This window comes from Streptomyces sp. NPDC006458, assembly GCF_040612135.1.
GTDB lineage: Bacteria > Actinomycetota > Actinomycetes > Streptomycetales > Streptomycetaceae > Streptomyces.
In genome coordinates, this window is sequence record NZ_JBEXPR010000026.1 from 73704 (window position 1) to 86026 (window position 12323).

Sequence of the window (12323 nt, forward strand, 5' to 3'; positions counted from 1 at the left end):
GAGGCCCCGCCGTGCGTCGTCCGGCGGGGCCTCTTCGTGGTCCGCGTGCTTTTCGTGCGGGGAAGCAGGTGTTACGACGGCTCCAGGCCGTGGCTGCGCAGCCAGGACAGCGGGTCGATCGACGAACCGCCGCCGGGACGCACCTCGAAGTGCAGGTGCGGGCCGGTGGAGTTGCCCGAGTTGCCGGAGTAGGCGATCGTGTCGCCGGCCTTCACGGTGGAGCCGAAGGAGACCTGGTAGCTGGAGAGGTGGCAGTACCAGGTCTCCGTGCCGTCCATCGCCGTCACGATCACCATGTTGCCGTAGGCGCTGTTCCACTGCGTCCGCACGGTGCCGTCCGTCGCGGCCATCACCGGAGTGCCGTACGAGACGGGGAAGTCGATACCGGTGTGCACGGACATCCAGTTGACACCGGACTGGCCGTAGTAGGCGCTGAGTCCGTGCTGGGCGACCGGCAGCGCGAACTTGGGACGCAGCCGCTCCTTGCGGGCCGCCTCCTCCGCCGCGCGCTTCTTCTCCAGGTCCTGCTGCGCCTTGAGGTCGATGCGCTCCTGGGTGCGGCTGGCGCGGTCGGCGAAGTCGTCGGCCTCGGCGCTGAGGCTCTCCAGCTGGGTGTCCAGCTTGTTGTTGGCGGTGGACGGCTTGACCGGCGCCGCGTCCGCGGCGGTCGTCGTGGCGTCATTGCTGTCGCCGCCGGTCAGGTTGCCCACCGAGGCCGCGGCGATCCCGGCGACGCCCATCACGCACGCCGAGGGAACGGCGATCGTCAGCAGCGCGGAGCGCTTGGCGGGCGTACGGCGTCGGGAGCGGGCCGCGCCGCGGGTGGCCGCGCGTGGCGCGGGCAGGGGCGTGGCCTCCTCCTGGTCGTCCAGGAGGCTCACGGCGGGCAGTTCCCCGGTGTCGCCCGGGTCGCCGTGGTCGTACCCGGTCTCACCGTCGTACGCGGCCTGTTCGTGCGGCTCGTACCCGGCCTGGTCGTCGTACCCGGCGTGCCCGTCGTGCGCGGTGTGCTCCTCGTACGAGGTCTGTTCGTCGTGGGCGACCTGCTCGAAGGTGGCGGTGGCCTGCTGGTCGAAGGGCAGCTCGTACTCGGCGGCGGCCGTGCCGTCGGAGTTCCACTGCGTGGCGTCGTAGGCGCCGGTGTCGGAGCCGTGGGTGCCCCAGTGCCACTGCTGGGTCTGGTCGGCGGGGACGGCGGACTGGTCGGGCTGGAGCCAGGCGCTCGCGTCCCACTGTCCGCTGGTGTCGGCGCCGGTGGCCTGCGGCGGCACGAGAGGCAGCTGCTGGTCGCCGGTGGCCCAGGCCGTGGCGTCGTAGGCGCCCGTGTCGTACGTGGCGTGGTGCTGGGCCGCGTACGCGTCGTAGTGCGGGCTCTGGTGGCTGCCGGTGGACCAGTGGGTGCTGTCGTGGGCGCCGGTGTCGTGGCCGGGCATGGTGCCGAAGAGGGGGTCCGCGGCGTAGGTCCCGGTGGCGTGGCCACCGGCCGCGAAACCGTTCGCGTCGTAGGCGCCGTATGTGGTGAAGTCGCCGTACGGGGCTTCCTGGGTGCCGTACGACGCATAGTGCGACGAGTCGGCGTCGGAAGCCGAGGCCGGGGTGGTCATGGTCCCCGACGGGTGACGGTCGTTCACCAACTTCTCTTTCGCCTCGACAACAGGGGCTGCCAGAGCAGTGCGGCGACTGTACCCGGCGGTATGCGGGCACGACAATCTTCCTCAGGTTTCGCGTGCGCAGGAAACGGGCATTCGGCCGCCTTTCGGTGGACTGTGGGCACGACTTTGGCCTTGTGTTCGATAACCGTTCGACTTCTGGCCCTCGTCGAGTACCTCTGCGAGGGCCCTCCGGGGGCTTCGAGCGGTCTCCGGAGGGTGGGTGTCCGTTCAGTCGACAGGTCAAGTTGCCCGAGTGAACCAGTGGTTGCCGATCGGTGTTCAGGCCGTCGTCAGGCCACGGTCAGTCCGCCGGCGCCGGCCGTCGCGGCCGTCGCGGCCGTCGCGGCCGTCGAGGCCGTCGAGGCCGGGGCGTCCGCGCTCTCCAGGGCCCGCCGTATCCCCTCGGCCACGGCCGGGTGCACCGGCAGTGCGAGGTGGCCGATCCCGGTCACCTGCACGTTGTGCGCCAGCAGGTCGGGGTGGTCGATGCGGGCGGCCTCCAGCGGGTCCATCACATGGTCGAGGTCGCTCCAGAAGCTGACGAACCGCGTACGGCAGCCCGGGGCCGGCCGGGACAGCTCCTCTATGACCTGTGAACCCGGGCGCATCTGGCGCACGATCGGATGCGCGTCCGCCAGCGGCGCGACCCGGGTGCCGGAGTGCGGGGTGCCCAGCGTGACCAGGGTGCGCACCCGCAGATCGCCGCCCAGTCGCTGCGCGTAATAACGCGCGATCAGTCCGCCCAGGCTGTGCCCGACGATGTCGACCCGCCCGCTGCCGGTGCGCTCGCAGATCTCCTCGATGTGCCGGCCGAGCAGCTCCGCGGCCGCGCGGATGTCGCAGGTGAGCGGAGAGTAGTTGAGCGACTCGATCCGCGGGTGGCCGTGCTGGGCCAGGGAACGGCGCAGCAGCAGGAACACCGAGCGGTTGTCCATGAAGCCGTGCAGCAGCACGACCGGCGTCCGCTCCCGCGTGGGCAGCCGGGGCGGGTCGCCGGAGCTCTCGCCGCCGGACGGGCCGGACGTGGGCTCGGGGCGGCGCTCCGCGGTGATTCCGGAGGGGTAGAGGAGCAGATGGCCGCCGAGGATCGCCAGTTCCAGGGCGGTCGCCTTCAGCAGGGCCACGGACAGACCGGTGAGTCTGCCGGGCAGAAGATGCCTGTACAGCGACTGAAGGCGCAACAGGTCCAGGACCTTCATGACCGACCTCCCCTCGGCGCACGAAGAACGGCTCTGTCCCCCGTAAGCCTGCGTGGAGAGCCATGGCGAGTGTGGTGGGCCGGGTCCGGGCGGAGTGCGTGTCCGGAGCGCGGTGGCTGGCGCGGACGGCGCCGGTGGTCTGGTGAGGTTCTCCGCCGGTTCGGCGGCCTCGTCGCGGCTCTCCTGGCGCGTGTTCCGGCCGTGTGCGCGGTCCTTCGGCCGCTGGGTGCCGCGGCGGTTGGGCCGCCATGGCTCGGAACAGTGCGCGGCGAATATGTCCCACGTGTGATTTCCCCCTCGGTTCCTCCGCGAAACTGCCGGTTGCGGGATGTCGGCGATAACGTTCGTTCACTTTCCTGGTCGACGAGGTCCGGATCGTCCGTGCCGTGGCGGCGCCGCCCTTGGGTGAAGGCGGGGCCGCAGAGGCGTCCGCCCCGTGTATATGTGATCTGCGTCACATGTTCGGGGTGTCGGATGTGTGCGGTACTTGTCGTTACGGATGGATGTAGTCGCTTCATGGAGGCAGTGATGGGTGTGGCAGCCGGTCCGATCCGCGTGGTGGTGGCCAAGCCGGGGCTCGACGGCCACGATCGCGGAGCCAAGGTGATCGCTCGGGCGCTGCGCGACGCCGGTATGGAGGTCATCTACACCGGTCTCCACCAGACCCCTGAGCAGATCGTCGACACGGCGATCCAGGAGGACGCCGACGCGATCGGGCTGTCCATCCTCTCGGGTGCCCACAACAGGCTCTTCGCCGCCGTGATCAAGCTTCTCCGCGAGCGCGACGCCGAGGACATCCTGGTCTTCGGCGGCGGCATCATCCCGGAGGCGGACATCGCGCCTCTGAAGGAGAAGGGCGTCGCCGAGATCTTCACCCCGGGCGCCACGACCGCGTCCATCGTGGACTGGGTCCGCGCCAACGCCCGCCAGCCGACCGGGGCGTAGCGCTCCGGGCCGCCGCGCGCCGGCTGGTGCACGCGCGCGAGGCCGTCGCCGCGCGGCTGCCGTGCGCGGGGAAGTGAGCCGCCGGGGCGGGCTGTGATCCGGCCGGGGCGGGCTGTGATCCGGCCCGGCGGAAGAGGCCGTGCGCGGTCAGGCGCCGGTGCACGCGCGCGAGGCCGTCGCCGCGCGGCCGCCGTGCTCGGGGAAGTGATCCGCCGGGGCGGGCCGTGATGCGGCCCGGCGGAAGAGGCCGTGCGCGGTCAGGTGCCGTGCCCCGGGCCGGGCGGCGACGTCAGCTCCCGCGTCATCGCCGCGCGCAGCCGCAGAGTGGAGACCAGGCGCTGGAAGGCCTCGGCCCAGTAGCCGCCGGCGCCGGGTGAGGCGTCCTCCGGTTCCTCCGGTATCGCCAGCAGGGCATCGAAGCGGCTCGCCTCCGCCGGGTCCAGACAGCGCTCGGCCAGGCCCATGACCCCGCTGAAACTCCAGGGATAACTCCCCGCGTCCCGTGCGATGTCGAGCGCGTCCACCACGGCCCGCCCCAGCGGCGGCGCCCACGGCACCGCGCACACGCCGAGCAGCTGGAACGCCTCCGACAGCCCGTGTGTCGCGATGAACCCGGCCACCCAGTCGGCCCGCTCCCCGGCGTCCAGGGTGCTCAGCAGCCTGGCCCGCTCGGCCAGCGACACCGCTCCGGGGCCGCCCGCCTCGGGTGCGCCCGGGGCGCCGAGCAGCGCCCGCGACCAGGTCGCGTCCCGCTGCCGCACCGCCGCCCGGCACCAGGCCGCGTGCAGTTCCCCCTGCCAGCCGTCCGCGACCGGCAGCGCCACGATCTCGCGCGGAGTGCGCCCGCCGAGCCGCCCCGGCCAGCTGCTGAGGGGCGCGGCCTCCACCAACTGGCCCAACCACCATGAGCGTTCACCCCGTCCCCCGGGAGGCTTGGCCACGACACCGTCTCGCTCCATGCTCGGATCGCATTCGTGGGGCGCTTCAACACCGATCGTGACCGGCTGGAGCGTGTGGTCCAGCGCCACACATGCCATGGCTCTCACCGCCATCCGCGCGGCGAGTGCCGACAGCGGCAGCGCCGACAGCAACTCCGCCGCCGTCGCACGCACATTGCGGCTCCTGTCGTCCAACGCCCGCTCCAGGAAGGGCTCGTCCCGCGCGTCCAGTCCCATCCGCAGCGAGTCAAGGAACATCAGCCTGTCCTCGGCCCGCTCCGTCGCCCAGGTCGAGGCGAGCAACTCGCGCGCGGCGGCCGGTTCCCGGGACCGCATCGCCGCCAGCAGCGCGACCCGCTCGGCGAACAGCCCCTCCTGCCACAGCCGCCGCAGCCGGTCCGGCTCGTCGAGGCGGGGCAGAGCGGCGCCGCCCCAGGGCGTGGCCCGCAAGGCGAACCGCCAGTCCGGATTGAGCCGCGCCAGCCACAGGGCGCGCCCGCCCGCGAAGGCCAGCACCGCCGGCCGCAGGTCCGTACGGCCCCGCGCCGCGTCCAGCAAGGCGGGCAGCAGCACCGGGGGCGCCGCGTAGCCGTGGGCGTTCGCCAGGGCGAGCCACTGGGGGAGCAGCTCCATCAGGTCGGGCGCCGCACCGCGCCGTCCGCCGCCCGCCGTCATCGCCCGGTCCGCGAGCAACGCCGCGAGACGCCGGGCCGCCGCGGCGGGCAACGCCGGGCGCGGGTCCGCCGGAGCCGGTTCCGGCCGCCGTGCCGCCCGCGCGGGCCGCAGCCCCGCCCGTCTCCGTACGGTCTCGCGGGCGGCCGTGTCCAGGAGGACGAGGGGGGCGGAGCCGGTCGTCGCGCCCGGTCCGACAGGTGACCTACGGCGGTCCGTGCCGAGCAGGGCCGTGGTGACGAGCTCCTCCCAGACGCCCGGCTCGGGCGTGTCCGCTGGAGCGGGTGGCCTGGTCATGGGCTGCTTCCTTTCGACGGGCGAGCGGTGGGCGCGGGCGGGCGGTGGGCACGGGCGGGAGAGGCGCGCGGGCGGGCCGGGGCACGGGCGGGAGAGGCGCGCGGGCGGGCCGGGGGACGGGCGGGCCGGGGGCACAAATGGGTCGGGGGTCGGCCGGGCGCACAGGTGGGCGCCGGTTCGAGGTGCCTTGACGGACCAGCGGGGCTTCGGTGCTCCGCGGAACCTCCGCGCCTCGGGCTCAGTGCCCCAGCAGGCAGCGTTCGCCCCGTAGCGGCGCCCGGCACGCCCTCTCGCCGCGACCCGGCTCAGTACAGCGGCACCGCATCACCCGCCCCCTCCGGCCACGCGGCCAGTGGTGTGAAGCCGCGGTGGCCGCATTCGCCGAAGACCTTGACCGGGTTGCCGCCGGACAGGGACACCAGGCGCCAAAGGCCGGGCCGGGCGCGGGCGGCCGGGGTCAGCGGGAGGGCCGTGTCCTCGGTGGTGTCGGCGAGTTGCCAGGAGTCGCCGTCCGGGGTGGGGACGACCCGGTCGAGCGTGACCGGGACCGATTCCAGCCAGGGGTCGTCGCGCAGCGCCTCGCCGTACCGGGTGAGGGCCCGGGTGACGGTGACGCCCGGGGGCCGGGTCGCTGTGGGTTCGGGCGGGGCGAACCGCTCGCCGAGGGTATCGCGCAGCACCCCTGGATAAGAAGACACCTCCGCGTCCAGGGCGAGGCCCACCGGCAGTGCCAAGTCGGGCGCCCGCCCGGCCGCGCCGTACGACAGCAGCAGGGTCGTACGGCCCGTGCCGGTGCCGTACAGCCATGTCCGGCGCGTCGTCAGTTTCGGATCGCTCGTGTCGTACTGGGCGAGAACCAGCCAGCGGTCCCGTACCGGCGGACCGTCGGCGGGGGCGATCAGGCCGACGCGGGAGCGCACCGTGGCCGACAGGCCCTCGGGCAGCCGCTCGCGGTGCAGCCAGCCCTGGTCGAGGAGATGCAGCAGGGCGCACTCCTCCAGCAGCCGAACGGGCCAGCCGGGACCGGAGGCCACGGTCGCCCCCAACTCCCGTACCCGTGCGGCCAGTCCGGGAGCCTGCGCGTCGACCATGCGGGCCGCGGTCTCCTCCCACAGCCCGTAACCCGTCTGCTCCACGCCGGCCAGCCCGCCGCGCAGCAGGTCGGCGAGGCGCTGTTCGAGTTCGGTGGCGCCCGCGGTGATGCGCTCGGCGCGGCGCTCCGCCCGGCGGGCCGCCGCCTCGGGGTCGGAGGCAGTGGACCCCGAACTCCCCTGTCCCGCAACGGCCTTCCGCCCGCCCCGCTCCCTTCTCCCCTCCATCCACTCCTCGGCCCAGTCCGGAGCCTGCCCCCGTGGCACCGAGTCGCCGCTCCCGTCCGCCCACAGCAACAGCAGCCCGAGCGCGTGCTTGCACGGGAACCTCCGGCTCGGGCAACTGCACAGATACGCGGGGCCGGCGGGGCCCGCGACATCGACGGCCGTGCGGTACGGCCCGCTGCCGCCCCCCTTGCACAGACCCCACACCGCCCCCTCGTCGGAACTGCCCGTCCCGGACCACGGCCCGGCCGCGCCGAGCCTGCTTGCCGCCTCGCGTGACATGGAGTCAGGCGCCAGTGCCAGCACCTGGTCCGCCGTCCAGCGCACCCCCTGCTGTGTCATGCCATCGAAGGTAGATCCACCCACTGACAATCGGCCCGGCGCGGGGCGTCTGCGCAGGTCGGAACGCATTGTCAGTGGCGTGGTGCACGGTGGACACCAGATCCGAACCGGCCGAGCTGGAGGGGGCACTCAGCCATGTCCGTGTCCATCGAAACGAAGCCTGACGATCCGTCGACCACCGATCCTGCCAAGCCCCGGACCGAGGTGCTGCGGCCGCACGCCGAGCACACCTTCGCCGGGGAACTCACCGCGCTGGCCGCGCACGACGACCGGCCGCGCCCGGCCCGCTGGAAGCTGTCGCCGTGGGCCGTGTCCCTGTATCTGCTGGGCGGCACACTGCCCGACGGCACCGTGATCACACCGAAGTACGTCGGCCCGCGCCGCCTCGTCGAGGTCGCCGTCACCACGCTGGCCACCGACCGCGCCCTGCTGCTCCTGGGGGTCCCGGGCACCGCGAAGACCTGGGTCTCCGAGCACCTGGCCGCGGCCGTCAGCGGGGACTCCACCCTGCTCGTGCAGGGCACCGCGGGCACCCCCGAGGAGGCCGTCCGCTACGGGTGGAACTACGCGCGGCTCCTCGCCGACGGCCCCAGCCGCGAGGCCCTCGTGCCCAGCCCCGTGATGCGGGCCATGGCCGCGGGGACGACCGCGCGGGTCGAGGAGCTGACCCGCATCCCCGCCGACGTCCAGGACACCCTCATCACGATCCTTTCGGAGAAGACCCTGCCGATACCGGAACTGGGACAGGAGGTGCAGGCGGTCCGCGGCTTCAACCTCATCGCCACCGCCAACGACCGCGACCGCGGGGTCAACGAGCTGTCCAGCGCGCTGCGCCGCCGCTTCAACACCGTGGTGCTGCCGCTTCCGGAGAGCGTGGAGGCGGAGGTGGACATCGTCTCCCGGCGCGTCGGCGAGATCGGCCGCTCCCTCGACCTGCCCGCGGTGCCCGACGGGATCGACGAGATCCGCCGCGTGGTGACCGTCTTCCGCGAATTGCGCGACGGGGTCACCTCCGACGGCCGTACGAAGGTGAAGTCGCCCAGCGGCACCCTGTCCACGGCCGAGGCCATCTCCGTCGTCACCAGCGGGCTCGCGCTGGCCGCGCACTTCGGCGACGGCGTGCTGCGGGCGGACGACGTCGCCGCCGGCATCCTCGGCGCCGTCGTCCGCGACCCGGCCGCCGACCGGGTCGTCTGGCAGGAGTACCTGGAGACGGTGGTCCGCGAGCGGGACGACTGGACCGACTTCTACCGCGCGTGCCGGGAGGTGAGCGCATGAGCGGCGACGACAACACCTCCATCTGGGGGCGGTCGAAGAGGCGTACGGCGGCGAGGACGGCGGTCGCGCTCGGGCACCGCGAGGACGACACAGCCTGGCCGCGGCGGGCGCCGAGGACGAACGGGCGAGTGGTGAGGACGAACGGGGCGAGTGGTGAGGGGCGGTGAGCAGGGCATGAGCGGGCGGGCCCGGACCGGGCCCGCGCTGCTCGGCGTACGGCATCACGGGCCCGGGTCGGCCCGTGCCGTGCGGGCGGCGCTCGACGCGCGGCAACCGGAGGCCGTGCTGATCGAGGGGCCGCCCGAGGCCGACGCGCTGGTCCCGCTCGCCGCCGATCCCGACATGCGGCCACCCGTCGCGCTGCTCGCGCACGCCGTGGACGAGCCCGGCCGCTCGGCCTTCTGGCCGATGGCCGAGTTCTCCCCGGAGTGGACGGCCCTGCGCTGGGCGCTGGCCCACGGGGTCCCGGCCCGGTTCATCGACCTGCCCGCCGCCCACACGCTGGCCTGGGGGAGGGAGGAGGACCCGGCCTCCGCCCCCGGCCGGCCCGGCCCCGAGGGCGACACCCCCGGTCTCCGTCTCGACCCCCTCGCCGTGCTCGCCGAGATCGCCGGGTATGACGACCCCGAGCGCTGGTGGGAGGACGTCGTCGAGCATCGGGCCACGGGGGAGGGCGGCCCGCTCGCGCCGTTCGACGCGGTCGAGGAGGCCATGGGCGCGGTGCGGGAGACGTACGGCAGCGGGGGCGAGGACCGCGACCTCGTGCGCGAGGCCCACATGCGGCTCCAGGTGCGCGCGGCGCAGCGGGAGTTCGGCGACGCGGTGGCCGTGGTGTGCGGGGCGTGGCACGTGCCCGCGCTGCGGCTGCGCACCACTGTCGCCGCCGACCGGGCGCTGTTGAAGGGGCTCCCCAGGGTGAAGGCCGAGCTGACCTGGGTGCCGTGGACGTACCGCAGGCTCGCGCGGGCCGGCGGGTACGGGGCGGGGATCGAGTCGCCGGGCTGGTACGGGCATCTGTTCGGCGTGCCCGACCGGCCCGTCGAGCGGTGGATGACCAAGGTGGCGGGGCTGTTGCGGGCCGAGGACCGGACCGTGTCCCCGGCGCATGTCATCGAGGCGGTGCGGCTGGCGGAGGCGCTGGCGGCGCTGCGCGGCCGTCCGCTGCCGGGCCTGGGCGAGACCACCGACGCGGTGCGGGCGGTGATGTGCGAGGGCTCGGACGTACCGCTGGCGCTGGTGCACGACCGGCTGGTGGTGGGGGACGTGCTGGGTGAGGTCCCCGCTTCGGCGCCCGCGGTGCCGTTGCAGCGCGACCTCGACCGGCTCCGGCGCCGGCTGCGGCTCAAGCCGGAGGCGGACCGCCGCGAGCTGGAGCTCGACGTACGCAAGGAGACGGACGCCGAGCGCAGCAGACTGCTGCACCGCCTGCGGCTGCTGGGCGTTCCCTGGGGCGAGCCGACGGCCTCGCGCGGCAGCACCGGGACGTTCCGGGAGACCTGGCGGCTGCGCTGGGAGCCGGAGTTGTCGCTGCGGGTCGCCGAGGCCGGGGTGTGGGGGACGACCGTGCTGTCCGCGGCCAACGCGAAGGCCGAGGCCGACGCCGTCACCGCGCGGACCCTCGCGGAGGTCACCGCGCTGGCCGAGCGGTGTCTGCCGGCCGGGCTGCCGGACGCGCTCCCCGCTGTCATGCGCGTCCTCGCCGACCGGGCCGCGCTCGACACCGACGTCGGCCATCTCGCGCAGGCCCTGCCCGCCCTGGTCCGCTCGCTGCGCTACGGCGACGTGCGCGGCACGGACACCGGCGCGCTCGCCGAGGTCGCCGTCGGCCTCGCCCAGCGGATCTTCGTCGGACTGCCCCCGGCCTGCACCGCGCTGGACACGGACGCGGCCGACGAGATGCGCCGCCAGGTGGACGCCGTGCACGGGGCGGTGGCACTGCTGGCGGACGAGGAGCTGCCGGGGCCGGCGAACCGGGCTGGGCTGCGGGCTCGTTGGCAGTCGGTGCTCGGCGTGCTGTCCGGGCGGGACAGCGTGCCCGGGGTGATCCGAGGGCGGGCCGTGCGGCTGCTGCTGGACGGCGGGTCGCTGGCGGGGGAGGAGGTGGCACGGCTGATGGGACTGGCGCTGTCGCCGGGGACGCCGCCGGCCGAGGCGGCCGCGTGGATCGAGGGCTTCGTCGGCGGCGCCGGAGGCGGGCTGCTGCTGGTGCACGACGAGGCGCTGCTGGACCTCGTCGACGGCTGGCTGACCGGGGTCCCCGCCGAGGCCTTCACCGACGTCCTGCCGCTGCTGCGCCGCACCTTCTCGGCCTACGACCCCTCGGAGCGGCGCACGCTCGGCGAGCTCGTCCGGCGCGGGCCCGGCGGGCGGGCCGCGGCGGCAGGCACCGGCACGCCGGGCTTCGCGGCCGGAGCGGACCCCGCGCGGGCCGACGCCGTGCTGCCCGTGGTGCGGCTGCTGCTGGGGCTGGACGACAACGAACCGCTGGAGGTGGGGACATGACGGCACAACCGGCCGACGCCGCCGCGCGCGAGCGGCTGCGGCGATGGCGGCTCGTGCTGGGCGGCGACACGGCGGACGGCACCGGGTGCGCGCTCGCCGGGCGGGACGCGGCGATGGACGGGGCGCTCGGCGCGCTCTACGGGAAGGGGGACGGCCCGCGCGAGGGGCGCGAGCGGGGAGCGGGGCTCGGGGCGTCGGCGCCGTCGGTGGCGCGTTGGCTCGGGGACATCCGGAGGTACTTCCCGTCCTCCGTCGTGCAGGTCATGCAGCGCGACGCCATCGACCGGCTGGGGCTGTCCGCGCTGCTCCTGGAGCCGGAGATGCTGGAGGCGGTGGAGGCCGACGTGCACCTGGTGGGCACCCTGCTGTCGCTCAACAAGGCGATGCCCGAGACGACGAGGGAAACGGCGCGGGCCGTCGTGCGCAAGGTCGTCGAGGACCTGGAGAAGCGGCTCGCCACCCGCACCCGGGCCGCGCTCGGCGGCGCCCTCGACCGCAGTGCCCGTGTCCACCGGCCCCGCCACCACGACATCGACTGGAACCGCACGATCGCCGCCAACCTCCGGCACTACCTGCCCGACCACCGCACGGTCGTGCCCGAGCGGCTCGTCGGGCACGGGCGGGCGTCGCAGTCGGTACGCAAGGAGGTCGTGCTCTGCATCGACCAGTCGGGGTCGATGGCGGCCTCGGTGGTGTACGCCTCGGTGTTCGGGGCGGTGCTGGCGTCCATGCGGTCGGTCAGCGCCCGGCTGGTGGTCTTCGACACCGCGGTCGCCGATCTCACCGACCGGCTCGACGACCCGGTCGACGTCCTCTTCGGCACCAGGCTCGGCGGCGGCACCGACATCAACCGGGCGCTCGCCTACTGCCAGTCGCAGATCACCCGCCCCGCGGAGACGGTGGTCGTGCTGATCAGCGACCTGTACGAGGGGGGCATCCGGGACGAGATGCTGCGACGGGTGGCGGCGATGAGGGCCTCGGGGGTGCAGTTCGTGGCGCTGCTGGCGCTGTCGGACGAGGGTGCCCCGGCGTACGACCGTGAGCACGCGGCCGCGTTGGCGGCGCTGGGGGCTCCGGCCTTCGCCTGTACGCCCGATCTGTTCCCGGAGGTGATGGCGGCGGCGATCGAAAAGCGTCCGCTTCCCATACCGGACACCTCATGACGGAGGCGGGAAAACGGAT

The 12323-nt window shown here is 74.3% G+C and carries 8 protein-coding genes; 4 read left to right on the plus strand and 4 right to left on the minus strand.

Going from position 1 to position 12323, the window contains the following annotated elements:
- Nucleotides 1–71 precede the first annotated feature (71 nt).
- Together ABZZ79_RS30015 and ABZZ79_RS30020 are read right to left on the minus strand one after the other, a co-directional pair.
- Nucleotides 72–1631, minus strand: coding sequence for a M23 family metallopeptidase (locus ABZZ79_RS30015; RefSeq protein ID WP_356694011.1), 1560 nt, complete (start codon nucleotides 1629–1631; stop codon nucleotides 72–74).
- Nucleotides 1632–1942: 311 nt separating this feature from the next.
- Nucleotides 1943–2851: an alpha/beta fold hydrolase gene (locus tag ABZZ79_RS30020; RefSeq protein WP_356694013.1), complete on the minus strand. Its 909-nt coding sequence runs from the start codon at nucleotides 2849–2851 to the stop codon at nucleotides 1943–1945.
- A 528-nt stretch (nucleotides 2852–3379) separates the two neighbouring features.
- On the opposite strand from ABZZ79_RS30020, the gene ABZZ79_RS30025 reads away from it, so the two are divergent.
- On the plus strand, nucleotides 3380–3796 hold the full coding sequence (locus ABZZ79_RS30025; RefSeq protein WP_356694015.1) for a cobalamin B12-binding domain-containing protein: 417 nt from the start codon (nucleotides 3380–3382) through the stop codon (nucleotides 3794–3796).
- Nucleotides 3797–4053: 257 nt separating this feature from the next.
- Here the strand turns inward: ABZZ79_RS30025 and ABZZ79_RS30030 are convergent, their stop codons facing one another.
- Both ABZZ79_RS30030 and ABZZ79_RS30035 read right to left on the minus strand, forming a co-directional pair.
- Entirely contained in the window at nucleotides 4054–5703 is a 1650-nt protein-coding gene (locus ABZZ79_RS30030) for a DUF5691 domain-containing protein (protein WP_356694017.1), read from the minus strand.
- Nucleotides 5704–6008: 305 nt separating this feature from the next.
- A complete protein-coding gene (locus tag ABZZ79_RS30035; protein WP_356694019.1) occupies nucleotides 6009–7361 on the minus strand; it encodes an SWIM zinc finger family protein in 1353 nt (450 codons plus the stop codon).
- A gap of 135 nt (nucleotides 7362–7496) precedes the next feature.
- On the opposite strand from ABZZ79_RS30035, the gene ABZZ79_RS30040 reads away from it, so the two are divergent.
- The 3 genes from ABZZ79_RS30040 to ABZZ79_RS30050 all read left to right on the plus strand — a co-directional run bounded on the left by ABZZ79_RS30040 (nucleotide 7497) and on the right by ABZZ79_RS30050 (nucleotide 12304).
- Nucleotides 7497–8639, plus strand: a complete 1143-nt coding sequence (locus ABZZ79_RS30040; RefSeq protein ID WP_356694021.1) for an AAA family ATPase — start codon at nucleotides 7497–7499, stop codon at nucleotides 8637–8639.
- A 174-nt stretch (nucleotides 8640–8813) separates the two neighbouring features.
- Nucleotides 8814–11141: a DUF5682 family protein gene (locus tag ABZZ79_RS30045; protein WP_356694023.1), complete on the plus strand. Its 2328-nt coding sequence runs from the start codon at nucleotides 8814–8816 to the stop codon at nucleotides 11139–11141.
- On the plus strand, nucleotides 11138–12304 hold the full coding sequence (locus ABZZ79_RS30050) for a VWA domain-containing protein (RefSeq protein WP_356694025.1): 1167 nt from the start codon (nucleotides 11138–11140) through the stop codon (nucleotides 12302–12304). The genes ABZZ79_RS30045 and ABZZ79_RS30050 overlap by 4 nt, the downstream gene beginning before the upstream one ends.
- Nucleotides 12305–12323: the final 19 nt, after the last annotated feature.